This window comes from Kitasatospora sp. NPDC094015 (assembly GCF_040304075.1).
Taxonomy (GTDB): Bacteria; Actinomycetota; Actinomycetes; order Streptomycetales; family Streptomycetaceae; genus Kitasatospora.
The window spans coordinates 355184-379896 of record NZ_JBEOUL010000001.1 but is presented as its reverse complement, the minus strand read 5'-3'; the positions used below and the strand labels follow the sequence as shown (position 1 = coordinate 379896).

Sequence of the window (24713 nt, the reverse complement as noted above, 5' to 3'; positions counted from 1 at the left end):
GCTCCGACGAGGTGGCGCGGGTGACCGAACAGGACGACGCAGCGGGCTTCCTGCGGTGCTTCGGACGGCAGGTCCGGCTCCTGCGCGAGCGCGAGGGGCTGACCCGCAGCGAGCTGGGCGCCCGGCTCGGGTACGGCGACGAGCAGATCGCGTCCGTCGAGCTGGGTCGCCGCATCCCCAAGCCCGAGCTGATCGACAAGGCCGACGAGGCGCTCAACGCGGGCGGCGTCCTGCGGGCGATGAAGGAGGAGGTCGCCCGGGCCCGCTACCCGGCGTTCTTCCGCGACGCGGCCCGCCTGGAGGCGGAGGCGGTCGAGCTGCAGACGTACGACACCCACGTCGTGAAGGGGCTGCTGCAGACCGAGGCGTACACCCGAGCAGTGCTGGCCATGCGACGACCCCTGCTCGACGAGGAGACGATCGAACAGCGGGTGGTGGCCCGGTTGGCCAGGCAGGAGGTCTTCGACGCCCGGCCCGCACCGCTGTTCAGCTTCGTGATGGAGGAGTCGGTGCTGCTACGGCGGCTGGGTGGCGCGGCCGTGATGCGGGGGCAGCTCGAACAGATCCTCCTCATCGGTCGACGGCGGAACGTCGAGATGCAGGTGATGCCGCTCGATCGGGAGGACAACGCCGGTGTCGACGGCGGGTTCACGCTCTTCACCCGCAAGGGTGGCGAGCAGACCGGCTACCTGGAGACGCAGGGGCGTAGCACACTGGTCACCGATCGGGAGGAAGTCCGGGCCCTCGCGTCGCGCTATGGGATCATCCGGGCGCAGGCCCTCACCCCGAGTGAGTCGCTGGCCTTCATCGAGAAGTTGCTGGGAGAGCTATGAACGCCACGGTTACCGCCGGCACGACCTGGGCCAAGAGCAGCTACAGCGGTGCCGAGGGCGGCGATTGCGTCGAGGTGGCCACGTCCCCCCACACCGTGCGGGTGCGGGACTCCAAGGACCGGCCCGGTCCGGTCCTGGAGTTCGAGCCCGCCGCCTGGCGCGCCTTCGTCCGGTTCGCCGCCGCGTACCGCGCCTGACGGGCCCCGCCCCTGGGTGGGGCGGGGCCCGCCGGGCCGGTCAGCGCGGCGCCGGGGCGTACCCGGCGGGGCGGGAGGTGAAGGTGCCCCGGCCCTGGGTACGGCTGCGCAGGCGGGTCGCGTAGCCGAACAGCTCGGCCAGCGGCACGGTGGCGGTCAGGACGGCCGTGCCCGACCGGGAGGTCGAGCCCGTCACCCGGCCGCGGCGGGCGGCGAGGTCACCGAGCACCCCGCCCACCGCGTCCTGCGGCACCGTGACGGTGACCTCGGCGATCGGCTCCAGGACCGCCATCGTGCAGGCCCGCAACGCCTCGCGCAGCGCGAGCCGCCCGGCCGTGCGGAACGCGAGCTCCGAGGAGTCCTTGACGTGGGTAGCCCCGTCGGTCAGGGTCACCCGCAGCCCGGTGACCGGGTGCCCGGCGAGCGGTCCGTCGGCGAGCGCGTCCCGGCAGCCGGCCTCGACCGCCCGGACGTACTCCTGCGGCACCCGCCCGCCCACCACGGTCGAGGCGAAGGCGAACTCCCCGTCCAGCGGCTCGACATCGAGCACCACCTGCGCGAACTGTCCGGCGCCGCCGTCCTGCTTGGCGTGCCGGAAGGTCCGCCCGCAGACGCCGGCGACCACCGTCTCGCGGCGGGCGACCTGCGGCCGGCCGACCGCGATCTCCAGCCCGTGGGTCCGTCGGACCTTCTCCACGGCCACCTCCAGGTGCAGTTCTCCCATCCCGGACAGCAGGGTCTGCCCGGTCTCCGGATCGGTGCGGACCGCCAGTGAAGGGTCCTCCTCCACCAGCCGCGCCAGCGCCGACACCAGCCGTTCGGTGTCGCCGTTCCGGTGCGCCTCGACCGCCACCGCGACCACCGGGTCGGCCGCCGCGGGCGGTTCGAGGACCAGCGGCGCCCCGGCCGCGCACAGGGTCGCCCCGGTGCGTGCGGCCTTTGGCCCGACCACCGCCACGATGTCCCCGGCCGCGGCCCGGTGCATCTCCTCGTGCCGGTCGGCCTGCACCCGCAGGATCCGGGCGATCCGCTCGACCCGCCCGGTGCCCGCGTCCAGCACCGAGTCCCCCTTGCGGACCGTGCCGGAGTACACCCGCAGGAAGGTGAGCCGGCCGGTGGTGGCCGGGTGCACCTTGAACACCAGCCCCGCGAACGGCGCCGCCGGGTCGGCGGATCGTTCCTGCGGCGCGCCGTCCAGGGTGCCCCGCACCGGCGGGACGTCCAGCGGCGAGGGCAGGTAGGCCACCACCGCGTCCAGCAGCGGTTCGATCCCGCGGTTGCGGTACGCCGAGCCGCACAGCACCACCAGGCCGGCACCGGTGCGGGTCAGGTCGCGCAGCGCGGTGGCCAGGGTCGCCGCACCGAGCGCCGAGGTGGCGCAGAACTCCTCCAGCGCCGCCGGGTGGAGTTCGGCGACCGCCTCCTCGAGCTGCCGTCGCCGCTGCTGCGCCTCGGTGAGCAGCTCGTCCGGCACCGGTCCTTCCCGCACGCCGTCGCCGTTCCCGGTCCAGAGCAGCGCGCGCAGCCGGACCAGGTCCACCACGCCGGTGAACCCGCTCTCCCGGCCGATCGGCAACTGCACCACCAGCGGCGCCGGGTGCAGCCGCCGGCGGATCGAGTCGACGGCGGTGTCGAGGTCGGCGCCGGCCCGGTCCAGCTTGTTGACGAAGGCGATCCGCGGCACGCCGTGCCGGTCGGCCTGGCGCCACACCGACTCGCTCTGCGGCTCGACGCCGGCGACCGCGTCGAAGACGGCGACCGCGCCGTCGAGCACCCGCAGCGATCGTTCCACCTCGTCGGCGAAGTCGACGTGGCCGGGGGTGTCGATCAGGTTGATCCGGTGGCCGTCCCAGGTGCAGCTGACCGCCGCCGCGAAGATGGTGATCCCGCGTTCGCGCTCCTGCGGGTCGAAGTCGGTGACGGTGGTGCCGTCGTGGACCTCGCCGCGCCGGTGGGTGGCGCCGGTGAGGTGGAGCACCCGTTCGGTGACGGTGGTCTTGCCGGCGTCGACGTGGGCGAGGATGCCCAGGTTGCGGACGGCGGCCGTTGTTTCGGCGGCCGTCGCTTCGGCGGGGTGCGGGTGGAGGGGGTGCAGGTCGGTACGCATGGCCTACGGCCTTTCGCGGTGATCCGGAACGAGACGGGCGCGATTCCCGGACGGGCGGCGGCCGGTGGACCGGGTGCCGCGGGACCTGCTGCACGGCGCCCGTGGCCGGGGCGGCCGAGGGGCGGGCAGGGGTCAGGGGGTCGTCACGGGTTCCGGTGCCGGCCGCGCAGCGGGCACCGGGCGCGCGAAGACACCAGGATCACCTCGTACCGCGACGAGGGGACGACGACGGCGCTGCTGGTGCGCACGGCCGGTCTCCTCTCGCTCGTCACGGAGCGCGCCGGGAGAGTGGCTGCCGGCGCGCGGATCGTGAGGAGTCTAGGGAGCCGCCGGCGGGGCCCGAAAGCGAATTTCGGGGGATCGGGCCCGCTGCGGCACGCCGCGGCGCCGGGGTCCGGCCGGCGGCCCAGGATGGGTGGGGTGGGGCGGGTGGCCCCGCCGCGACTGACGACAGTAATGTAGACAGTCGGGGCGTCGCCTGCCGCCCGCCCTGTCCCCGACGACCGAGAGGTGCTCGCCGGTGCCCGGTCCCGACGGCCCGTCGGCCCGTCCGTCCCGTACCGCCGTGCTGGCCGCGGCGGTCCCGCTGCTGCTCTTCGGCCTGCTCACCGCACTGCTTGCCCGGCACGGGTGGGGGCCCACCGCCGCCGAGCGGTCGCTGCACGCCTGGGCCGTCTCGCACCGCCCCGCCGCCGCGGTCCGGGCGGCGGACCTCCTGACCGACCTCGGCGCCGGCGCCGTGCCCTACCTCGCCGCAGGGCTGGCCGGGGTGCTCGCGGTCCGGCACCCGCTGTCCCCGCACCGCCGGGCCGCGCGACTGCTCGGCCCGATCGCGGTGCTGGCGCTCGGCCAACTGCTGCGGCACGGGCTGATGCAGGCCTTCGCCCGGCCCCGCCCACCCGCCGCCGACTGGGTGGCGGCCTCGCCCAGCGGCTACGCCTACCCGTCCGGCCACGCCTTCACGGCGGCCGTCGCGGCCGGCCTCCTGGGCTGGGCGGTCACCCGCAGCGTCCGCCGCCGCCTCGCGGCACCGCTCCTGGCGCTGCTGGCCGCAACGGCTATGGCGATCGGCCTCACCCGGATCTACCTCGGCGTCCACTGGCCGCTGGACGTACTCGCCGGCTGGCTCCTCGCAGCCGGCTGGCTCGCCCTGACCCTCCCCGTACTCACCGCCCTCCAGCCCACCGACCCCGCCCCGCCGACGCGCCGGACCTGACGGCGAAGCCGCCTCCGCGCCGGAGAGTTCGGGCGCCGCGGCCGGGCGCCGGGCATCCCGCTGCCGGCCGACCGGGCAGCGCGCTGGTCGGCTACGCTCGCCCGAACCACTCACGCGGACACCGTTCGGGACCGCCGACCCCGGGGACGCGCATGTATGCCACCGCCCAGCCCGCCCGGACCAGGACCAGGCTCTGGGTACTGGTGCCCATCGGTGGTCTGCTCCTCATCGCGGCGGCCGTCTACGAGCGGCTGCCGGCCGAGGTGGAGCCCCCGCACATCTATCTGCTCTGTCGGGAACAGGGCTCACTCACGCTCATCTTCTGCGTGATTGCCCTGATCGTCGCCGTGGCCGGCCTGGCCTGCGCGATCGCTCTGGTCCACCTGGTCGTCGACCCGCCCGCCCGGTTCACCGCGCCCCTGGTCTACGCGGCGATCGCACTGACCGCGGTCGTCGGCATGGACGGCCTGGATCATCTGGGCGCCGGCATCGCCGCCCGGACCCAGGCCCGCTACGAGCGTGCCCCCGCCAGCACCTGCCAGTACCCGATGCCCGCCTACGAGGAGACACCCGGCTGGTTCTTCTGATCCACCACCCGACCTGCCGGCGATCACCGAAGCACCACCCAGCCCGGACGTAGAGCCCCCCGCTCAGCGCACCCGTCCCCGTGCCTTGAGCGGGAGTGCGGGCAGTTCGGGTGCGGCCAGCCGGGTGCCGTCGTAGCCGTGGACCTCGCCGAACGTCGACCCTTCCATCCACGCCTCGCGGGCCTGGCGGATCTCCTCGTCGGTGCGGCCGATGAAGTTCCACCACATCACGATCCGCTCCTCGAACGGCTCGCCGCCGAGCAGCAGCAGCGAACCGTCGGCGAGCGCCCGCAGCGGCAGTTCGGTGCGCCCGCTGCCGAGGTAGAGCATCGAGCCGGGCGCCAGCCGGACCCCGTCGACCTCGGTCAGCCCGTCCATGGTGAGCACCGCGTACTCGAAGTCCCGCTCCAGCGGCAGCCGTACGTCGCTTCCCTCGGTGAGCGTCAGATCGGCGCCCATCAGCGGGGAGTAGGTGGTGCCGGGTGAGCGGGTGCCGTCGAGTTCGCCGAGGATGAGGCGGGCGTCGAGGCCGGCGGCGGTGACGTGGGGGAGGTCGGGGTGGTGTTCGAAGGTGGGGGCGGTGTGGCGGTGGGCGTCGGGGAGGGCGACCCAGAGTTGGGCGCCGTGCAGGTACCGGGCGTGCGGGCGGGGGGATTCCTCGGAGTGGGAGATGGCGCGGCCGGAGGTCATCAGGCCGAGTTCGCGGGGGCGGACGGCCTGCAGGCTGCCGAGGCTGTCGCGGTGCAGGACCTCGCCCTGGTGCAGCCAACTGACGGTCTGCAGGCCGATGTGCGGGTGCGGCGGCACCTGCATGCCGGGCTCGTCGGCGATGTCGTCCGGCCCGTAGTGGTCCACGAAGCACCAGGCGCCGACCATCCGCCGCCCCAGGTTCGGCAGCAACCGCCGCACCACCGTCGACCCGCCGAGCGCGGTCTCCCGGGGCGCCAGCAACTCCCGTACGGGCTGCGCGCCGACCAGCCCGCGCCCGCCGAGGACGGTGGGAGCGGCGGTCGCGGCGGCCTGCGGGCCGCGCGGTTCGAGGTCACTCATGGCCACCGGTCTCCTGCTTCGTCGGGTGCGGGTCGTGCGGGTCGTGCGGGTCGTGCGGGTCGTGCGGGTCGAGCGGGACGATCGGGGTGCCGCCGCCGACCGCGAGGGTGACCGGGGTCCGCTCGGCGATGTCCAGCAGCCGGGCGCGCTGCGCCTGGTCCAGCTCGCCGACCAGGTCGATCCGCCGGGTGATCCGGGCGGTGCGGTCGGGGCCCTTCTCGTACCCGAGGTGCACCCGCACGGTCTCCAGCTCCCAGCCCTTGCGGTGCGCGTACATCCGCAGGGTGATCGCGGTGCACGAGCCCACCGCGGAGAGCAGCAGGCCGATCGGGGTGGTCGCGGTGTCGGCGCCCCCGGACGACTCGGGTTCGTCGGCGGCGAGGCGGTGGTGGCCGCTGCGGATCTCCACCCGGTAGTCCTCACCGGTGGAGGTGGAGGTGGCGACGGCGGCGGCCGCGCGCACGTACTGCGGGGCGGCGCCCGTGCTGCTGTCCATGTCTGTCCCTCCCTGGTCCGTGGCTACAGGCCGAACCGCTGGCGCCGCTCGGCGGGCACCAGGTCGACGTACTCCGGGTGCTTGCCGAGCCAGCCGCGGATGAACGGGCAGTACGGGAGTACCGCCACGCCCTCCGCGCGCGCCGCGTCGAGCGCCGCCCGGGCCAGCTGCCCGCCAAGGCCCCGCCCGCCGAACCGCGGGTCGATCTCGGTGTGGATGAAGGCGAGTTCGCCCTCGGACCGGTGGTACTCGGCGAACCCGGCCAACTCGCCGCCGTCCGAGATCTCGAACCGGGACCGCTCGGGATTGTCCGTCACGCCGACCGTCATGGTGCTGCCTCCTGCCGCGCTGGCCCGACGCGGATCGCCGGCCCCGACACGCCAGTAGTTTATCCTTCAACTAGCCAATGATCAACACCACCCACCCGACGGCTCAGTAGGTCGGGAACCCGGCCGTGTCGACCTCGTACGCGCCGACCGCGACCCGCTCCCCGAACCGGAACTCCCGCCGGGTGCTGTACCTGCGCCCTTCCGGGGTGTCGTGCGGCAGGGAGAGGACGAGTCCGGTGCCGTTGCGCGGGTCGACGATCAGGTAGTGCGGGATGCCCATCGTGGGGTAGTCGCGCATCTTGCCTTCGTAGTCGTTCTCCGGATTCGACTTGGAGACGACCTCGACGACCGCGATCACCTCGCGGGGGTGGACGGCGTCGCCCGCCGTCAATGCGCTCTCGGGGAAGACCATGACGTCCGGGCGGCGCTTGATGCCCGATTCGGGATCCTCGATGTCGGCGCCGCCGTGTGCGATGAAGGGCTCGGCTGCGTCCGCGAGCTGACGGTCGAGGAGTCGGGTGAGGCGGTAGACGATGAGCTCGTGCAGGTTGACGGGGCTCATCATCATGATGATCTCGTCGCCGCTGATCTCGACGGCCCGGACGTCCTCGGGGGCGTGTGCGGTGAGTTCGTCCGCTACCGCGCGCATCCTCGCGTAGTCCATCTGCTGCCTCCTGGGGTTCGGGCTCCGTGCGGCTCAGCCTAGTGAGGTGGGCGCGGTGGGTGGCGGTGTCGGTGTGCCGTGTCCAAGTTGTTGACAGGGATTGGTCATCGGAGTTCACTTCCTGAAGACAGGTCTGGACCGGTGCCTGACCCGACGCTCGCCGACGAGACCGTCAATCATCCGCCACCACCTGCTGGTTGGCGATCCCCCACGACCGGATCGAGGCGATGCCCGATGTCCTCAGCGACCCGTCGACGACCCTTCTGGGCCACACTTCTTGTGGCCACCGCCCTGGCGACGGCCTTCGCCTCGGCCCCGGCCCCGGTGTCCGCCGCGCCGGTGTCCGCTGCCCCGGCGGCCCAGGCTCAGGCCCCAACGGCCGCGCTGGCCGCGAACTTCGAGGACAACTTCGACGGACCGGCCGGCGCCGGGGTCGACGGCGGCCGTTGGCAGGTCGAGACCGGCGACAACGTCAACAACCACGAGCGGCAGTACTACACCGCCGACAACGCCAACGCCGCGCTGGACGGCCAGGGCCACCTGGTGATCACGGCCCGCCGCGAGAACCCGGCCAACTACCAGTGCTGGTACGGCACCTGCCAGTACACCTCGGCCCGGCTGAACACCTCCGGCCGGTTCGCCCAGGCGTACGGGCACGTCGAGACCCGGATGAAGATCCCGCGCGGCCAGGGCATGTGGCCGGCCTTCTGGATGCTCGGCGACGACATCGGCCAGGTCGGCTGGCCGAACAGCGGCGAGATCGACGTGATGGAGAACGTCGGCTTCGAACCGGGCTCGGTGCACGGCACCATCCACGGTCCCGGGTACTCGGGCAGCGGCGGCATCGGCGCCGGCTACACGCTGCCCGGCGGCCAGGCCTTCGCCGACGCCTTCCACACCTTCGCGGTCGACTGGGCCCCCGACTCGATCACCTGGTCGGTGGACGGCGCCGTCTACCAGCGCCGCACCCCCGCCGACCTGGGCGGACGCAGCTGGGTCTTCAACAAGCCGTTCTTCGTGATCCTCAACCTCGCGGTCGGCGGCTACTGGCCCGGCGACCCGGACGGCTCCACCGCCTTCCCGCAGCAGCTCGTCGTCGACTACGTCCGGGTCACCACCGGCAGCAGCGGCGGCGCCACCACCGGCAGCCTCACCGGCCTGGCCGGCAAGTGCCTGGACGTGAACGCCGCCGCCACCGCCAACGGCACCAAGGTCCAGCTCTACGGCTGCAACGGGACGCCCGCGCAGCGCTGGACGGTCGGCACCGACGGCACGATCCGCGCGCTCGGCAAGTGCCTGGACGTGAACGCGGCGGGCACCGCCGACGGCACCAGGGTCCAGCTCTGGGACTGCAACGGCACCGGCGCCCAGCAGTGGTCCTACAACCCGACCACCCACGACGTGGTCAACCCGCCCGCCAACAAGTGCCTGGACATCACGGGCAACAACGCGGCGGACGGCACCCCCGCCCAGCTCTGGACCTGCACCGGCGGCGCCAACCAGAAGTGGTCCCTCAACCCCTGATACCCGGCCCCACCCCCGACACCCGAGCCACCCCGGTCGCCCCGCCCACCACCCGGGCGGGGCGACCGGACCGTCCGGCAACACAGACCGATGCCGGGATCGAGACCGGGGCCGGGACCGTGCCCCGCCCCGCCGTCACCGCGACGGCCGCGGCTCCGTGCCCCACACCGCCATCGGGTGGCGCCGGCCGCCGTACTCCAGCTCGCAGCGCAGTGCCGTCGAGCCGGGCGCCGGGCGGTCGATCCGGACCAGGCAGACCTCGCCGGGCAGGTCCGGGTGGGCGCCGGAGAGCGTCCGCGGCAGTGCCCCGGGGCCGCGCTCGCGGCGGAACGCGACCTCCCGGCCGTCCACCAGCAGCTCGGTCTCGGTGAGCAGCCCGGAGCGGATGTTCACCTGGACGGTGTGCCCGGCCCGGTCCAGGCGGAAGCTGTGACGGTGGCGCACCGCGGCCGCCCGCGCGGTCAGCTCGGCGGAGCGGGTCGGAGCACCACGAAGTCCGCGCCCGCCGGGTCGACGCAGACCGCCAGCCGGCCGACGCCGGGCACGTCCGCGGGGCCCATCTGCACGCTGCCGCCGTGCTCGGTGACCTTGGCGACCGTCGCGTCGGTGTCCGCCGTGGCGAACACCGGGTGCCAGTACGGCTTCCCGCCGGTCAGCGCGAGGTGCTCCGGAGGCAGCTGGAGCAGGCCACCGTGCATCCGGTCCTGAGGCTGCCCGGCGGGGGTCACCAGCCAGTAGGTGCCCTCGTCGCCCGGCATCGGCATCGGCTCGGACCGCCAGCCGAGGAGCTCCCCGTAGAAGGCCTTGGCCGCCGCGGCGTCGGTCGTGTACAGCTCCGTCCAGGACAGCGTGCCGGGCTCGTCCGCCGCCTCCATCCCCGGCGTGCTGCCGGCCTGCCAGACCGCGAACTGGCCGCCCTGCGGGTCGGTGAACTGCGCCAGCCGCCCCTCCTCGCCCGCGTCCGTCGGGGCGAGCCGCACCGTACCGCCCAGGCGCCGTACGGTCTCGGCGGCGGCGTCGGCGTCCGGGGTCGCGAAGTACAGCATCCAGGCGGACCGGGCGCCGTCCTCGCTCAGCGCGCCGACCGCGGCGATCGTCCGCCCGTTCAGGCGGAACGCGGTGTACCCGCCGGCCTCCGGGCCGTAGTCCTGCGGCTCCCAGCCGAACACCGCGCTGTAGAACGCCGTCGCCGCGGCGATGTCGGGCGCGCCGAGGTCGAGCCAGCACGGGGAGCCGGGAACGAATCGGGTGGTGAGCATCGGGATTCCCTTCGGGGGTCGATGGGAGCCAGCCTGTCATCCGGGTACGGGCCGCGCCCGTCGGCTCCGCCCGTCCGCGTGGCGGCGTCAGGGACGCGTTCGGAGGGCGGCCCGCGCCGTCAGGGGGCCGTCAACGCCGCCTCCGGCCGGCCGGGCCGGCGGTTGGCTGGAGCCCGATCGGGTGGACCGCGCGGAGCGAAGGACGGGCAACGGCATGGACGGGCAGCACGGCGGCGGGCGGCGGATCGTGGTCGGCGTGAGCGGAACCCTGGGCAGCCTGACCGCCCTGCACCGGGCGGTCGCGGAGGCCGCCCGCACCGAGGCCGCCGGCACCCCGGCCGAGGTCCTCGCGGTGCTGGCCTGGCTCCCGCAGGGCGGTGAGCACGGCTACCGGCTGGCGCCCTGCCCGCCGCTGCTCCAGCACTGGCGGGAGGTGGCGGTGGCCCGGCTGACGGAGGCGCTGGAGGCGGCCTTCGGCGGCCCGTCGGGCGACCACGGGCCCGGTGTCCTGCGCCCCGGCGGCGTCCGGCTCACCGCGGAGGCGGTGCGCGGTGACGCCGGCGAGGTCCTGGTCCGCACCGCCGACCGGCCTGGTGACCTGCTGGTGGTCGGCGTCGGCGGCGGGCTGCTGCGGCGCGGGCTGCGCCCCTCGGTGGCCGGGTACTGCGTCCGACGGGCCGGCTGCCCGGTGCTCGCGGTGCCGCGCCCCGCCCTCCAGTACGACCTGGCGGAGCTGCACCGCCGCAGCCGCCGCCACCTGCTCCCCGCACCGGCGGCGCACCGCTGACGGCGAGGCCGCTGACCGCGGCGCCCGGCGCGAGGGCCCGTCCTCAGAGCCAGTCGCGGCGCTTGAAGACCAGGTAGAGCGTGAGGCAGACCAGGGCCATCAGCCCGATCGCGAACGGGTAGCCGAAGACCCACTTGAGCTCCGGCATCTCGGTGAAGTTCATCCCGTACACGGTGCCGATCAGGGTGGGCGCGAAGAGGATCGCCGCCCAGGAGGAGATCTTCTTGATCTCGTTGTTCTGCGCGTGGCCGGCCTCGGCCAGCTGCTTCATCTCCTCGTTCTGCGCCTGCGAGACCAGGGTCGCGTTGACGGTGAGGATGTTCTGCAGCATCTGCCGGAAGCCGTCGACCCGCTCGGCCGCGGTGGTGGCGTGGTCCGCGACGTCGCGCAGGTAGCGCTGGAGCTCCTGGTCGGTGCCGTACTTCTCGAAGCCGCCCTCCAGGCTGGCCATGATGTCCAGCAGCGGACGGGTGGCCCGCTGGAACTCGATCACCTCGCGGGAGAGCTCGTAGATCCGTCGGGACACCCCCGGGTCGCCGCCGAAGACCTCGGTCTCGATCTCGTCGATGTCGTGCTGGAGCCCGGCGATGACCGGGGCGTAGCCGTCGACCACCGCGTCCAGCACGGCGTAGAGCACCGCCTCGGGGCCGAGCGCGAGCAGCTCCGGGTCGTCCTCCAGCCGCCGGCGGACCGCCGACAGGTCGGGGGACTGCGAGTGGCGGACGGTGAGCACGAAGTCGGGGCCGACGAACAGGTGGATCTCGCCGAAGTCCACCTCCTCGTCGTCGTCCAGGTACCGGGCGGCGCGCAGCACCACGAACAGGGTGTCGCCGTAGCGCTCCAGCTTGGGGCGCTGGTGGGCGACGATCGCGTCCTCGACGGCCAGCTCGTGCAGCCCGAAGCGTTCGGCGGCCTCGGTGAGCTGCTCCTCGGCGGGGCGGAACAGGCCGATCCAGGTCATCGTGCCGGGCTTGCCGGGCACCTGCTGGTAGATCTCGGACAGGCTGGTCGGCTGCTCGACCCGCAGTCCGTCGCGGTAGACCGCGGCGTCCACCACCGAGCGCTCCAGCGAGATCGGCTCGGTCCGGTGCTCGGGGCGCGGGTCCATCGAGTGCTCGGGGGCCGGCACCGCGACAGCGGCGGGGGCCGGGTCGGCGGGACGGGTGAACGGACGCTTGCCGGCGCGCACCGCGCGCACTCGCCAGTCGGACATGGCAGGAACCTCCACGGATCGGGGTCCGCCTCGCGCCCGCTGCGGGGGCGGCGGCTGCGGCCGGCACGGGGGCCGACCGGGCGGACGGGGGTGCTCGGCCGTGGCCCGGCACCCGCGCGGATGCCCGCGCGGACCGGAGGCGGTCAGCGTCGGGCGGTGCGGCGGGCTGCGGGGAGAGCCGGGCGGGCAGGGCTTGGGCGCTGGGGGACGGATGCCGCCGTCCCGGGGTGGGGCCGACTTCGACCCGGACTACTGCACTCCACCGCTCTCACCTCCTCGCCGCCGGGCGCCGGAGGGGCGCCGGGTCCACGGCACGCAGGAGAGACCCCCGGAAACCCCGGCGGACACGCCCGCGGGCCGGGTGGGCACCCCTGAACTCGTCAGAGCTTTGGCACGCCACGGCGTAGCACCCGGGGGTGCAGCCACTTGGGGTCACCCCTTAGGCCGGGGAGACCTGTCCTGAACCTGGGCGTCTCTCGACGTCGTGGGGTCAGTGGCCTGTGTCCGTGGCGACGCCTCACCGAACGAGGTGCCTACACAACTCCTTCCAGTCTAGCCCCGCCCCGCCGCCCCGCCCGACCATGCGCCGCCGGCCGGGAGCGTGACGATCCATCAGATCGGTTGCACGGTCCCGGGATCGCCGGACTTCGGCCGATCCCGTGCGGTTCTCTGTCCGGCATGTGCACAATGGCTCGTTTGCCGGAAAAGCCGGAGGGGCGCGCGGAGAGCCGCGCGCCCCTGGCCACCAGGCCGTCCGGGCCGGTCAGCCGGCTCCGCCGATGGTCGGGAAGAGGTCCAGGAAGGGCTGGGTGGTGACCGAGATGCCGCGCCCGAAGGGGTCGTCGAAGTCCCAGATCAGGAACAGCAGGAAGCCGATCAGTGCGCTGAACGTCCCGGCCAGGAAGAGCTCGCGCCCGGAGCGCCGGATCTGGAGCGTGAAGATCATGCCCACGGTGACCAGCGCGCCCACGATCAGGCCGAACCAGACCACGCCGGGCATGGTCGGGCCGGTGCTCTGGCCGCGGGAGTTGCGGGTCTCGTCGACGATCGCGATCCGGTCCATCATCGGCTGGTAGGTCTGCGCCTCCAGGTCGTTCTGCGGGGTCCGGGCGGCGGCGTCCGCCCGCAGCTGCTGGAGCAGCTCGGTGCCGCGCGGCGAGATCTCGCCGTTCTTCTCCATGTACGACCACTCGGTGCCGACCACGAACGAGACGTAGGCGTTCACGTCCGAACGGATCGTCTCCCGGTAGTCGGCCGGGAAGATCTGCGCCCGCTCGCTCACCTCGTGCAGCGACTGGGCCTCCCGGAGGATATCGTCCTGGGCGGCGCTGCGGGCCTCCCAGACGCCCGCGATGGCGAGACCGAGGACGATCGCGTAGACCACGCCGATCATCATCGTCATGTACTCGATGACGTCGGGGGTCTCCGTCGGATCGTCGTCGTCGGCGACCCGGCGGTGTCTCAGCAGGACGACCGCCACGACGACGGCGCAGGCCGCCAGCATGGCGATCGCGAGGGCGAGCCATTCCGACATGACAAAGCTCCTGTCCAGGTGATCGGTGGTCAGCGGTGGTGGTGCCGGTGATCAGGACCGGCTGCCCCGGCCGCCGCGGGAGGACCCGGAGCGGGGCTTGAGCGCGGCGGCGGCGAGCACCGCCGGCACCGTGACCACCAGCATCGTGGTGGTCGGCGGGGTGCCCTGGTGCCGCTTCGCCTCGGCCACCGGCGCGGGCGGCGGCAGCCGGATCGGCTTGGGGGCCGGCGCGGGCGGCGGTGCGGGTGGGGTGGTCGCCGGGGGTGGGGCGACCACCTGGGGCGTCGGCCGGCTGGGCGTCGGCGTGGGCTTCACCGGCCGGGGCACGGGCTTCGGCGGTGGTGGTGGCGGCGGTGGCGGCGGGGTGGGTGTCGCCACCGGCGTCGGGGTCGGGCCCGGCTTGGGCGTAGGCGTAGGCGTAGGCGTCGGGGTGGGCGTCGGCGTGGGCTTGGGCGTCGGGGTGGGGGTCGGCTTCGGGCAGGGCGGCGGCGGGCAGGGGTGCGGCTTGCCCGGGTGCGGCGGACGGCCGGGGTGGTGGTCGGGGTGCTTGCCGCCGAACAGGTCCATCCGCAGGTCGAGGTCGATGCTCAGGTCGACCCGGGCGCCGGAGATCCCGGCCTCGATCGACAGGCAGGCCTCCACCACGGGCCCGTGCGGCCCGGTGCCCGCTCCGCCGGAGCCGTGCCCGGTGCCCCCGTGACCGGTCGGCGGGTGCGCCGGGGTGCGCTCCTGGGCGGCGGCCGCCCCGGCCCCGGCCAGCAGGGTGCAGAGGGCGGCCACCCCGACGGCCGCCGCGGCGACCCGGGTGCGGTGCCCGGCGACGGCCCGGAGAGTCCCCACCGCCCGCCCGGCGCCAGCCGCCGGAACCGGGCCCGCGAACGCCTCGGCAGACGCCGGTAACGCCCGTGGCATAGATAGCGCCCGTCGCGCCGGGCCGCGCGGGGATAACTCGCGCGCAGGGATCGAGCGATGGCCGGTGGGGTCCACCGGCCCGGCAGCTGGTCGCACGCCGTCCCCTCTCCTGGTGCTCTGTGTGCCGGGTGGCAGAACCGACGTCAGGCGGCCCGGAAGGGCGCCGCCTGACGTCATGTCAACCTGTTCACATATCGACTAGTTACGGCCGTGCGCGATCTCGACGTTCTCCAGGACGCCGACCGCGTCCGGCACCAGGATCGCGGCGGAGTAGTAGGCGGTGACCAGGTACGAGATGATCGCCGTCTCGTCGATGCCCATGAACCGCACCGACAGGCTCGGCTGGTACTCGTCCGGGATCCCGGTCTGGTGCAGGCCGATCACGCCCTGGTTGTCCTCGCCGGTGCGCAGCACCAGGATCGAGCTGGTCCGCTCCTTGGTGATCGGGATCTTGTTGCACGGGAGGATCGGCACGCCGCGCCAGGCCGGCACCTTGGAGCCGTTGAGGTCGACGTGGTCCGGGTAGAGCCCGCGGGAGTTGAGCTCGCGGCCGATGGCGGCGATGGTGCGCGGGTGGGCGAGGAAGAACTCCGAGTCGCGGCGGCGGCTCAGCAGCTCGTCCAGGTCGTCCGGGGTGGGCGGGCCGGAGTGGGTCTGGATCCGCTGGCTGAAGTCGGCGTTGCTGAGCAGGCCGAACTCGCGGTTGTTGATCAGCTCGTGCTCCTGGCGCTCGCGCAGCGCCTCGATGGTGAGCTTCAACTGCTGCTCGGTCTGGTTCATCGGCTGGTTGTAGAGGTCGGCGACCCGGGTGTGCACCCGCAGCACCGTCTGCGCGATCGACAGCTCGTACTCGCGCGGCTTGAGCTCGTAGTCCACGAAGGCGCCGGGCAGCTGGAACTCGCCGGTGTGGCCGGCCGACATCGGGATCTCGGCCTCGCCGCGCTCGTTCTGCCGCTGGAGCGGGAGCGAGCGGAACTCGGTGATGTGGGCCTGGAGCGCGGGGGATCCCGCCAGGACGGCCTCGAACTCGCTCCGGGCGAGGGTGAGGACGGTGCCGGAGGTCAGCGTGGTGGCCGTGTAGTCCCAGCTGGCGTCGGTGTCGAGCAGGCCCTGCTCGCCGAACCGGTCGCCGTCGCCCAGCGTCTCCAGCACGGTGGTGTCGCCGTACTTGCCGGTGCCGACCTTGTTGATCTTGCCGTGCGCGATCAGGTGGATCTGGTCGGCCGCGTCGCCGCGCTCGGCCAGCACCTCACCGGGGCCGAAGTCCCGCTGCACGCAGCGGTCCGCGAGCGCGGTGAGCACCTCGACGTCCTCGAAGCCGCGCAGCAGCGCCAGCTCGCCGAGCTCGCGCGGGATCACCCGGACCTCGGGCCCGGACTTCACGAACTCGATCCGGCCGTCCCCGACCGTGTAGGTGAGCCGCCGGTTGACCCGGTAGGCGCCGCCCGCGGTCTGCACCCAGGGGAGCATCTTGAGCAGCCAGCGGGAGGTGATCTCCTGCATCTGCGGGGCGGACTTGGTGGTGGTGGCGAGATTTCGGGCGGCCGCGGTCGTGAGGCTCGACTGCGCCTGCTGTACCTGCTGTGTCTCCGGGCTTGCGTCCACGGGCATCGGCAGGGGCTCCTTCGTCTGGATCGGCACACCGCCGGCAGCTCCTGGCGGTGCATCAGATGTGCTTCGTCAAAGGCAAAATGGCGGTTCGGGGCGACCGATCCGCCTATCCGGCACACTAGATCTTCACGGGTCCACTGAGCCGTCCGGCGGAACCAGTGCCGCTCGAACGAGTGAATCTAGAAGAGGTTGGGTTAGCGTTCGAGCGTCACGTCACGTACCGCTCGCGAAGGAGCCCGCGATGGACCTGCTGGAAGCCGCCCGAGCCCTGCAGCCCGAGCTGTCGGCACTGCGCCGGGACCTGCACGCCGAGCCCGAACTGGGCCTGCGGCTGCCGCTGACCCGGGCCAAGGTGCTGGCGGCGCTGGACGGCCTGCCGCTGGAGATCGGCACCGGCGCGGCGCTCGACTCGGTGACCGCGGTGCTGCGCGGCGCCGGCGACGGGCCGACCGTACTGCTGCGCGGCGACATGGACGCCCTGCCGGTGCACGAGCGGGCCCCGGCCGGCCAGCCGGAATCGGTGCTGCCGGGCCTGATGCACGCCTGCGGCCACGACCTGCACACCGCGATCCTGGTCGGCGCCGCCCGGCTGCTGGCCGAACGCCGCGAGCAGCTGGCCGGCGACGTGGTGCTGATGTTCCAGCCCGGCGAGGAGGGCGACGGCGGCGCGGAGATCATGGTGCAGGAGGGCGTGCTGACCGCGGCGGGCGAGGATCGCCCGGTGGCCGCCGGGTACGCGCTGCACGTCTCCTCCGCGCTGCTGCCGAGCGGCGTGGTGGGCGGCCGACCCGGGCCGATCATGGCGGCCGCCGACCGGCTGCGGGTGGTGGTCCGCGGCCGCGGCGGCCACGGCTCCACCCCGCACGCGGCGCTCGACCCGATCCCGGCGGCCTGCGAGATGGTCACCGCCCTGCAGACGGCGGTGACCAGGTCGTTCTCCGCCTTCGACCCGGTGGTGGTCACGGTCGGCACCTTCCACGCCGGGGACGCCCACAACGTGATCCCGGACGAGGCGTCCTTCGTGGCCACCGTCCGGAGCTTCTCGCCGGAGGCCGGCCGCCGGGCCGCCGAGCTGCTGCCGCGGTTGGTGCGCGGGATCGCCGACGCGCACGGCCTGGCGGTCGACGTGGAGTACCGGCACGACTACCCGGTGACGGTCAACCACCCGGCCGAGGCGGCGTTCGTGGCGGAGACCGCCCGCGAGCTGCTCGGCGCCGCCCGCTACACCGAACTCCCGCAGCCGCTGGCGGGCTCCGAGGACTTCTCGTTCGTGCTGAACCGGGTGCCCGGCGCGTACTTCTTCCTCGGCGCCACCCTCCCTGGCCGGGACCCGGCCGGTGCGCCCTACAACCACTCGCCGGAGGCGGCCTTCGACGAGGCGGTGCTCGCGGACGGCGCGGCCCTGCTGGCCGCGCTGGCGCTGCGCCGCTGACGCCCGGCCCCGCGCCGGGGCGGCCGGTGGCGACCGCCCCGGGGGCGGGGACGGGCGCCCCGGGGCAGCATGGAGGGGCCACCGGCGGGTCCCCGGCCCGCCGGACGGATCGGAGAGGACCTGGTCATGAGCCGACACCGCCGGTTCCACCTCGACCGCGCCGGCCACTCGATCACGCTCAACGTCCGGGCCGGCTGGAAGACCGAGTACGAGTTGCTGGTCGACGGCAAGGAGGTCGACCTCCATCGGCACGGCCACCGGCACGGCGCCGACGACGACCTGCTGACCGGGGAACTCCCGGGCGAGCCGGCCCGCCCGTTCGCCATCAGGGTCGAGCACCCGGGCAAGGGGCGCGACGCGATCGCCTGCGTGCTGGAGCTGGACGGCGCCGAACTCCCGCTGCCCGAGGCGGTCACCCAGCACTGACCCGGGCCGCCGGACGAGCCACCGTCGGCGGCCGGCCGGTCACCCGGGGTGTCTGAGCACGGCCAGCCGGCGCCGGTACTCCTCGTCGTCGATCTCGCCGAGCGCGTACCGCTCCGCCAGCAGCTGTTCGGGCGCCGGCCGCGCGTCCGGCGGCCCGCCCGGTACGGCGGCTCCGCCGGGCCACGGCTGTCCCGCCGGGCCGACCGGGTGCCGGGCCCGGTCGCGGCCGCCGAGCTGCCGGTACAGCAGGACGGCGACCAGCACGATCACGACCACCAGGCCGAGCAGCAGCAGTGCCGCCAGGCCGTACCCCCAGCCACTTCCGCCCCCGCCCCCGTGGTGCCAACGGTCGACCATCTCACGCCTCCTCGGACGCCGGGCCCGGGAGCGAAGGACCGGGAACGGCGGGCCCTGCCTCCATGGTGCGCCTCACGCGGCCCGGGCGGGCAGCGGTCCGAGGGAGGCAGCGGTCCGGGACGGACAGCTGTCCGGGGCCGGGAGGCCGGCCGAACCGGGCCGGAACGCCGCTCGCGATGACCAGCGCCGCCGACCGCGCGAGACTGGAAGGCAGGTACGTCCGCGGGTGCGCCCCCCGGCCGCCCGCGTGCCGCACCCGCCAACTCCCGGCGGAGGAGGAGCACCATGGCGCGCAGGGCCCCGAAGTCCGGACCGCCGATCGCCCGCACCACGCTGCGCGAGCACCTGTGCCGCGCGGCCGGCCGTGACGCCAACCCGCTCTGCCGGTGCGCGGACCGGGCCCGCAGCCGGCTGGTCGCCGAGCTGGTGCTGGCCCTGGTGGCCGCCCTGGTCGTCGGCGCGGTGCTGGCCGTGCTCACCTGGAGCGGAGGTCGGCACGAGGCCGCCGCGGAGGCGGTGCACCGGCACCGCGCCACCGCGACCACGCTGGCCACGGCGGTGCCCGACGGTACGGCCGCCTCGCCGGTGGACGGCACCGAGAGCGTGCTGGTCGAGGCCACCTGGACGTACCCGTCGGCCGGGCAGGTCAGCGGCTGGGTCCCGGTGCCGTCCGGTACGGCGGCCGGCAGCCAGGTCCCGGTCTGGGTCGACGATGCCGGACAGTCGGCGCCGGGGCCCCGTTCGGGCACCGACATCGCGCTGAGCGCCGTGGTCACCGGCCTGCTCAGCTCCTCCGGGGTGGCCGTCGCGGCCGGCCTGGCCTGCGCGCTGCGGTACCGGATGGTGGACCGCCGGGCGCAGGCCGCGTGGGAACCGGCCTGGGAGCGGGTCGAGCCGCTCTGGTCGGGCCGCACCCCGGGGCGGCCCGGAGGCGGCGACGGCTGAGCCCGGCCGCCCCTCCGTCCGAGCCGGCGCCCGGGCCGCCCTGACCGGTCAGCTGCTGAACAGCACGCCCTGGCTGGCCGGCTGCAGCGAGCCCACCCGGATCCCGGCCTTGGACACGGTCAGCGCGTTGACCGGCTTGGCGTCCGTGCCCAGCACGGTGGCGATCAGCTGGGTGGTCTCGTCCGGCGGGGTCAGCTCCAGGCCGGCCAGCACCTTGCAGTCGACGTCCGACTTGCTGCACGGGGCCCAGGCGAGACCGGCGAAGGCGGTGGTGCCGGGCTTCAGGCTGATCGAGGACGGCTGCCCGGGGTTGGGCACCCGGTTGGTGGGCAGCTCGACCCGGCTGTTGTCGGCCAGCAGCCCGCCGAGGCCCGGGTAGCCGTACACCGTGCAGGTCCGGGTGCCGCGGTTGACCAGCATCAGCATCGCGTTGCCGGGCCGGTCACCCTGGAGCTGGATGTCGGCCTTGAGGTCGGCGGTGTGGCACCGGTCGCCGGCCGCGCCGCCGGCCTGCGCACCGGACGACTGCGCGGAGCCGCCACCGGCGGGGGTGGACGCGGTGCTCGCGCTCCCGCCGCCGGCTCCCGTGCCGGCGGCGCTCGCCGCGGGGGTACCGGCGCTCCCGGCGGCGGCCGACGGCGGCGCGGCCTGCGACCCGCCGCTGCTCGAACAGCCGGTGGCGGCGAGGGCGAGCAGGGCCGTGGCCGCGGCCACGACGGCCACCTGGGAAGTACGCCGGTTCATCAGTCCTCCTGGAGTGTCCGGGCCGTGCACCGGCCCCGTCCCCTCTCACGCGGGGGGACAGGTCATCAGTTCAGCGGATTTGTCCCGACCGCGTAACGGTGATCGGCAAGCTCGTGGCGCCGGAGGCCCCCGCGGCGCGGGTTGGGGCGAAACCCGGCCGGACCTGGTCACCGTTCGAGACAATTCCCTCGGCCCCGTCGCCGCCGGCCGGCGGCCGCGCCGTGGCCACGGGTGGGGGAGAGCGAGCGATGGTGACTGCACAGGGCCCGGAGATCCACCGGACGCCCGAGCTGGCGGCCGAACTGGTCGACGGGTGGCGGGAGTTGGTGGCGCATGACTCGGCGGGTTCCTGGTTCATGACGCCCGAGTGGGTGCTCTCCTGGTGGGAGACGCTCGGGGCGGACCTGCCGTCGGACGCGGCCGAGCTGGCGGTCTGGCGTACGCCGGCCGGCCGGGTGGCCGCGGTGGTGCCACTGCTGCGCACCCGCGAACGGCTGCATCCGCGCCTCCCGTTGGCCGCCCCGGTGCTCACCGCGCTGGGCTCCGGGCCGGGCGCCGCCGACCACTGCGGCTTCCCGGCATCCCCCGAACTCCGGCCGGTGGTAAGAGAGTTCCTTGCCTCCCGGGCCCGCCGCAGCACCCTGTGGCTGCCCGACCTGGATCCGGAGCAGCAGGATCTGCTGCCGCCGGGCGCCCGCCGGGTGTCCCGGGCCGCCTGCCCGCGGACCGACCTCACCGGCGGCTTCGAGGCGATCGGCTCCCGCCAGTTCCGCGCCAATCTGCGCCGCTACGGCCGCAAGCTGGACGCGGCCGGCGTGAACTTCCGCTGGGTGCCGCCGAAGGAGGCCGGCCCGGAGCTGCTGGACACCGTGCTGCGGCTGCACCAGGTGCGCCGTGCGGCGATGGGGCGGCCCACCACCTTCGACGAGCGCCGCCGCGCGCTGCACGCCCGGGTGCTGGAGCGCTCGGCCGCCGCCGACCCCGAGCGGGGGCCGGCCTTCCTGCTGGCGGAGCGCGGCGAGCAGGTGGTCGGGGTGCTCTACGGATTCCGCTGGGGCACCGGTTTCGCGTACTACCAGATCGGCTGGGAGCCCGAGCTGGCCGAGCTGCGGCTCGGTACGGCGGTGATCGCCGAGGCGGTGCGGGCCTGCGCGGACCAGGGGCTGGCGACCTTCGACTTCCTGCGCGGCACCGAGCCCTACAAGTACCGCTTCGACGCGGTGGACCGGTACGACGAATCCTGGCTGGTGCCGAGGGGCGGCGCGGGCGCGCTGCTCGGTCTCAAGCACACGCTGAAGGAGCGGAGGGCCTGACACCGCCGCCCACCGAGCACCCCGGCACCCTGCCCCGTCCAATGTGCAACTAGTTGCATAAGGCTCCCCGGCGCCCTACCGTGAGCACGCGACCACGGACCAGGAGGCGTCGGATGACCGCGTACCCCCACCTGCTCAGCCCGCTCGACCTGGGCTTCACCACGCTGCCCAACCGGGTCGTGATGGGCTCGATGCACGTCGGCCTGGAGGAGGCGGAGCACGGCTTCGAGCGGATGGCGGCGTTCTACGCCGAGCGCGCCCGCGGCGGGGTCGGCCTGATCGTCACCGGTGGCATCGCCCCGAACGAGGCGGGCCGCCCGTGGTCCGGCGGCGCCAAGCTGACCACCGAGGCCGAGGCCGACGAGCACCGGGTGGTCACCTCGGCCGTGCACCGCGAGGGCGGCCGGATCGCCCTCCAGCTGCTGCACTTCGGCCGCTACGCCTACCACCCCGACCTGGTCGCCCCGAGCGCCCTGCAGGCGCCGATCAGCCCGTTCCCGCCGCGCGAACTCACCGGCGAGGAGGTCGAGCGGACCATCGAGGACTTCGCCGACGCGGCCGCGCTGGCCCGGCGGGCCGGGTACGACGGCGTCGAGATCATGGGCTCCGAGGGCTACCTGATCAACGAGTTCACCGCCGCCTGCACCAACCGGCGCGAGGACCGCTGGGGCGGCCCGTTCGAGCACCGGATGCGCTTCCCGGTGGAGATCGTCCGCCGGGTCCGCGAGCGGGTCGGGCCCGACTTCATCCTGATCTACCGGCTCTCCATGCTCGACCTGGTGCCCGGCGGCTCCACCCTCGACGAGGTGGTGGCGCTGGCCCGGGCCGTCGAGGCGGCCGGTGCGACGATCATCAACACCGGCATCGGCTGGCACGAGGCGCGGATCCCGACCATCGCCACCTCCGTCCCGCGCGGTGCCTGGAGCTGGGTGACCGGACGGGTGATGGGCTCGGTCTCGATCCCGCTGGTCACCAGCAACCGGATCAACACCCCCGAACTGGCCGAGCAGTTGCTCGCCGAGGGCCGCGCCGACCTGGTCTCGCTCGCCCGCCCGCTGCTGGCCGACCCCGAGTTCGTCGCCAAGGCGCGGGACGCCCGGGCCGACACCATCAACACCTGCATCGGCTGCAACCAGGCCTGCCTGGACCACACCTTCAGCGGCCGGATCACCTCCTGCCTGGTCAACCCCCGGGCCTGCCACGAGACCGAGCTGGTGCTCGGCCCGACCCGCCGCCGCAGGCGGATCGGCGTGGTCGGCGCCGGCCCCGCCGGTCTCGCGCTCGCCGTCACGGCGGCCGGACGCGGGCACGCCGTCACCCTGTACGACAGCGCCGCCACCATCGGCGGCCAGCTCGACCTGGCCCGGCGGGTGCCCGGCAAGGAGGAGTTCGACGAGACCCTGCGCTACTTCCGCCGGCAGCTGGAGATCCACGGCGTCGAGCTGCGGCTCGCCACCACGGCCACCGCCGCGGAGCTGGACGCCGAGGACTACGACGAGCTGGTGCTCGCCACCGGCGTCACCCCGCGCACCCCGGACATCCCCGGCGTGGACCACCCCAGCGTGCACAGCTACCTGGACGTGCTGGCCGGCCGGGCCGAGATCGGCACCCGGGTCGCGGTGATCGGCGCCGGCGGGATCGGCTTCGACGTCGCCGAGTACCTGACCGACCCGGGCAAGGGCGCGAGCCTCGACCCGGCGGCCTTCTTCGAGCAGTGGGGCGTGGACACCGAGTACCGCTCGGCGGGCGCGCTGCGCACCCCCGTCCGGCAGCCGGCCGCCCGCACCGTCCACCTGCTGCAGCGCTCCACCACCAAGGTCGGTGCGGGGCTCGGCAAGACCACCGGCTGGATCCACCGCACCGAACTGCGCCACCGCGGCGTGCAGATGGTGGCCGGGGTCGGCTACCTGCGGATCGACGACCAGGGCCTGCACCTCACCGTCGACGGCGAACCCCGGCTGCTGGAGGTCGACTCGGTGGTGCTCTGCGCCGGCCAGGAGCCGCGCCGCGACCTGTACGAGGAGCTGCGCGCGCTCGGCCGCGAGCCGCACCTGATCGGTGGCGCCGACCTGGCCGCCGAGCTCGACGCCAAGCGGGCCATCGACCAGGGCACCCGGCTCGCGGCGACGTTCTGAGCCCGCGGCGGGTCCGTAGGATGCGCTCCTGTCGAGTCAGACCCAGGAGAGGGCCCGCCACCCCATGTCGCTGCCGCACGCCATCCTCACCGCCCTGTTGGAGAAGCCCTCCTCGGGGCTGGAGCTGACGCGCCGTTTCGACCGGTCGATCGGCTACTTCTGGTCCGCCACCCACCAGCAGATCTACCGCGAGCTGGGCCGGCTGGAGGAGTCCGGGCTGATCCGCGAGCTGCCGCACGAGACGGTCGCGCGCGGCGGCCGCAAGGAGTACGAGGTGCTGCCGGCCGGCCGGGCCGAGCTGGTGGGCTGGGTGGCCGAGCCGCAGGACCCCAAGCCGGTCCGCGACGCCCTGCTGCTGCGGCTGCGGGCCGCCGCGACGGTCGGCGCGGACGGGCTGGGCGCCGAGCTGGCCCGCCACCTCGACCTGCACCGGGCCCAGCTGGTGGAGTACCAGGAGATCGAGCAGCGGGACTTCCCGCCCGCGACGGCCGACCGGGAGAACCGCCTCCAGCACCTGGTGCTGCAGGCGGGCATCAAGCTGGAGGCCTTCTGGGTCGAGTGGCTCACCGAGGCCGCCACCGTCCTCGCCCCGCCGGACCACCCCGACGCCGACCGGCCACGCACCCGCTGATCCGCCGCACCCGGCCGGACAACCCCTAGCCTGGGACCATGACGACGGAACCCCAGGTCACCGACAACCCGGCGGCCTCCCGCTTCGAGATCCGGCTGGCGGCGGGCGACGCCGAGCCGGTCGGCTTCGTGGAGTACCACCTGTCCGACGGCGAGATCGCCTTCCTGCACACCGAGACCGCACCGGGCCACGAGGGGCTCGGCCTGGCCGGCACCCTGGTGCGGGCCGCACTGGACTCCGCCCGGCACCGGCAGCTCGCGGTGCTGCCGTACTGCCCGTTCGTGCGGGTGTGGATCGGCCGCAACCGCGAGTACACCGACCTGGTCCCGGTCGACCGCCGGGCCCGCTTCGACCTCTGAAGTCCGCCTCGCGGCAAGCCGGTTGACCGACCGTCCGGGACGGCAGGCGGAC

General features: G+C 74.3%; 26 protein-coding genes and 1 riboswitch. Of the genes, 13 read left to right on the top strand and 13 right to left on the bottom strand.

The genetic code is table 11. The features are described 5' to 3' along the window. Window positions 1-20 precede the first annotated feature (20 nt). Both ABT014_RS01750 and ABT014_RS01745 read left to right on the top strand, forming a co-directional pair. Window positions 21-833 carry a helix-turn-helix domain-containing protein gene (locus ABT014_RS01750; protein WP_350635694.1) on the top strand — a complete coding sequence of 271 codons (813 nt, stop codon included), beginning with the start codon at window positions 21-23 and terminating at the stop codon, window positions 831-833. Then, window positions 830-1030, top strand: coding sequence for a DUF397 domain-containing protein (locus ABT014_RS01745; protein WP_350635692.1), 201 nt, complete (start codon window positions 830-832; stop codon window positions 1028-1030). Before ABT014_RS01750 ends, ABT014_RS01745 begins: the two co-directional genes overlap by 4 nt. A 40-nt stretch (window positions 1031-1070) precedes the next feature. Here ABT014_RS01745 and fusA read toward each other — a convergent pair whose 3' ends face one another. Further along, window positions 1071-3137 carry an elongation factor G gene (gene fusA / locus ABT014_RS01740; protein ID WP_350635690.1) on the bottom strand — a complete coding sequence of 689 codons (2067 nt, stop codon included), beginning with the start codon at window positions 3135-3137 and terminating at the stop codon, window positions 1071-1073. Between the two features lie 520 nt (window positions 3138-3657). On the opposite strand from fusA, the gene ABT014_RS01735 reads away from it, so the two are divergent. Both ABT014_RS01735 and ABT014_RS01730 read left to right on the top strand, forming a co-directional pair. Further along, a complete protein-coding gene (locus ABT014_RS01735; protein ID WP_350635688.1) occupies window positions 3658-4353 on the top strand; it encodes a phosphatase PAP2 family protein in 696 nt (231 codons plus the stop codon). 152 nt (window positions 4354-4505) lie between these two features. After that, window positions 4506-4940: a hypothetical protein gene (locus tag ABT014_RS01730; protein ID WP_350635686.1), complete on the top strand. Its 435-nt coding sequence runs from the start codon at window positions 4506-4508 to the stop codon at window positions 4938-4940. 63 nt (window positions 4941-5003) lie between these two features. Here the strand turns inward: ABT014_RS01730 and ABT014_RS01725 are convergent, their stop codons facing one another. The 4 genes from ABT014_RS01725 to ABT014_RS01710 all read right to left on the bottom strand — a co-directional run bounded on the left by ABT014_RS01725 (window position 5004) and on the right by ABT014_RS01710 (window position 7479). Beyond that, window positions 5004-5990 (bottom strand): pirin family protein, encoded by a 987-nt coding sequence (locus ABT014_RS01725; RefSeq protein WP_350635684.1) that lies wholly within the window; start codon window positions 5988-5990, stop codon window positions 5004-5006. Then, a complete protein-coding gene (locus ABT014_RS01720; RefSeq protein ID WP_350635682.1) occupies window positions 5983-6486 on the bottom strand; it encodes an OsmC family protein in 504 nt (167 codons plus the stop codon). The genes ABT014_RS01725 and ABT014_RS01720 overlap by 8 nt, the downstream gene beginning before the upstream one ends. 23 nt (window positions 6487-6509) lie before the next feature. Further along, window positions 6510-6815, bottom strand: a complete 306-nt coding sequence (locus ABT014_RS01715; RefSeq protein WP_350635680.1) for a GNAT family N-acetyltransferase — start codon at window positions 6813-6815, stop codon at window positions 6510-6512. A gap of 103 nt (window positions 6816-6918) precedes the next feature. Further along, window positions 6919-7479: a Uma2 family endonuclease gene (locus ABT014_RS01710; protein WP_350635678.1), complete on the bottom strand. Its 561-nt coding sequence runs from the start codon at window positions 7477-7479 to the stop codon at window positions 6919-6921. Window positions 7480-7713: 234 nt separating this feature from the next. On the opposite strand from ABT014_RS01710, the gene ABT014_RS01705 reads away from it, so the two are divergent. After that, window positions 7714-9003, top strand: a complete 1290-nt coding sequence (locus ABT014_RS01705) for a ricin-type beta-trefoil lectin domain protein (RefSeq protein WP_350635676.1) — start codon at window positions 7714-7716, stop codon at window positions 9001-9003. 135 nt (window positions 9004-9138) lie between these two features. Here the strand turns inward: ABT014_RS01705 and ABT014_RS01700 are convergent, their stop codons facing one another. Continuing rightward, window positions 9139-9447: a hypothetical protein gene (locus ABT014_RS01700; protein WP_350635674.1), complete on the bottom strand. Its 309-nt coding sequence runs from the start codon at window positions 9445-9447 to the stop codon at window positions 9139-9141. 17 nt (window positions 9448-9464) lie between these two features. After that, on the bottom strand, window positions 9465-10262 hold the full coding sequence (locus ABT014_RS01695) for a VOC family protein (RefSeq protein WP_350635672.1): 798 nt from the start codon (window positions 10260-10262) through the stop codon (window positions 9465-9467). Window positions 10263-10476: 214 nt separating this feature from the next. Here ABT014_RS01695 and ABT014_RS01690 point away from each other — a divergent pair, with 214 nt between their 5' ends. Beyond that, complete coding sequence (locus ABT014_RS01690) at window positions 10477-11049, top strand: universal stress protein (protein ID WP_350635670.1); 573 nt, start codon at window positions 10477-10479, stop codon at window positions 11047-11049. Window positions 11050-11092: 43 nt separating this feature from the next. Here ABT014_RS01690 and ABT014_RS01685 read toward each other — a convergent pair whose 3' ends face one another. The 4 genes from ABT014_RS01685 to ABT014_RS01670 all read right to left on the bottom strand — a co-directional run bounded on the left by ABT014_RS01685 (window position 11093) and on the right by ABT014_RS01670 (window position 16319). Continuing rightward, entirely contained in the window at window positions 11093-12262 is a 1170-nt protein-coding gene (locus ABT014_RS01685; protein ID WP_350635668.1) for a magnesium and cobalt transport protein CorA, read from the bottom strand. Between the two features lie 362 nt (window positions 12263-12624). Then, window positions 12625-12798: riboswitch (M-box (ykoK) riboswitch) on the bottom strand. 227 nt (window positions 12799-13025) lie between these two features. Then, window positions 13026-13796 (bottom strand): bestrophin-like domain, encoded by a 771-nt coding sequence (locus tag ABT014_RS01680; RefSeq protein WP_350635666.1) that lies wholly within the window; start codon window positions 13794-13796, stop codon window positions 13026-13028. 51 nt (window positions 13797-13847) lie between these two features. Further along, window positions 13848-14636, bottom strand: coding sequence for a hypothetical protein (locus ABT014_RS01675; protein WP_350635664.1), 789 nt, complete (start codon window positions 14634-14636; stop codon window positions 13848-13850). A gap of 270 nt (window positions 14637-14906) precedes the next feature. After that, the gene (locus tag ABT014_RS01670) at window positions 14907-16319 is read right to left on the bottom strand and encodes a family 2B encapsulin nanocompartment shell protein (RefSeq protein ID WP_350635662.1); all 1413 of its coding nucleotides are present in this window, start codon (window positions 16317-16319) and stop codon (window positions 14907-14909) included. A 241-nt stretch (window positions 16320-16560) separates the two neighbouring features. Here ABT014_RS01670 and ABT014_RS01665 point away from each other — a divergent pair, with 241 nt between their 5' ends. After that, window positions 16561-17751: a M20 metallopeptidase family protein gene (locus tag ABT014_RS01665; protein ID WP_350635660.1), complete on the top strand. Its 1191-nt coding sequence runs from the start codon at window positions 16561-16563 to the stop codon at window positions 17749-17751. 126 nt (window positions 17752-17877) lie between these two features. Next, window positions 17878-18177 (top strand): hypothetical protein, encoded by a 300-nt coding sequence (locus ABT014_RS01660; protein ID WP_350635658.1) that lies wholly within the window; start codon window positions 17878-17880, stop codon window positions 18175-18177. A gap of 39 nt (window positions 18178-18216) precedes the next feature. On the opposite strand, the gene ABT014_RS01655 is transcribed toward ABT014_RS01660, so the two are convergent. After that, the gene (locus ABT014_RS01655; protein ID WP_350635656.1) at window positions 18217-18534 is read right to left on the bottom strand and encodes an SHOCT domain-containing protein; all 318 of its coding nucleotides are present in this window, start codon (window positions 18532-18534) and stop codon (window positions 18217-18219) included. Window positions 18535-18819: 285 nt separating this feature from the next. On the opposite strand from ABT014_RS01655, the gene ABT014_RS01650 reads away from it, so the two are divergent. Beyond that, entirely contained in the window at window positions 18820-19479 is a 660-nt protein-coding gene (locus ABT014_RS01650; RefSeq protein WP_350635654.1) for an Rv1733c family protein, read from the top strand. Window positions 19480-19527: 48 nt separating this feature from the next. Here the strand turns inward: ABT014_RS01650 and ABT014_RS01645 are convergent, their stop codons facing one another. Continuing rightward, window positions 19528-20223, bottom strand: a complete 696-nt coding sequence (locus tag ABT014_RS01645) for a DUF4232 domain-containing protein (protein ID WP_350635652.1) — start codon at window positions 20221-20223, stop codon at window positions 19528-19530. Between the two features lie 248 nt (window positions 20224-20471). On the opposite strand from ABT014_RS01645, the gene ABT014_RS01640 reads away from it, so the two are divergent. From ABT014_RS01640 to ABT014_RS01625, 4 genes are all read left to right on the top strand, one after another. Beyond that, a complete protein-coding gene (locus tag ABT014_RS01640) occupies window positions 20472-21536 on the top strand; it encodes a GNAT family N-acetyltransferase (protein ID WP_350635650.1) in 1065 nt (354 codons plus the stop codon). A 113-nt stretch (window positions 21537-21649) separates the two neighbouring features. After that, window positions 21650-23671, top strand: coding sequence for an oxidoreductase (locus ABT014_RS01635; protein ID WP_350635648.1), 2022 nt, complete (start codon window positions 21650-21652; stop codon window positions 23669-23671). A gap of 64 nt (window positions 23672-23735) precedes the next feature. Then, on the top strand, window positions 23736-24302 hold the full coding sequence (locus ABT014_RS01630) for a PadR family transcriptional regulator (RefSeq protein WP_350635646.1): 567 nt from the start codon (window positions 23736-23738) through the stop codon (window positions 24300-24302). 38 nt (window positions 24303-24340) lie between these two features. Further along, window positions 24341-24661 (top strand): GNAT family N-acetyltransferase, encoded by a 321-nt coding sequence (locus ABT014_RS01625; RefSeq protein WP_350635644.1) that lies wholly within the window; start codon window positions 24341-24343, stop codon window positions 24659-24661. Window positions 24662-24713: the final 52 nt, after the last annotated feature.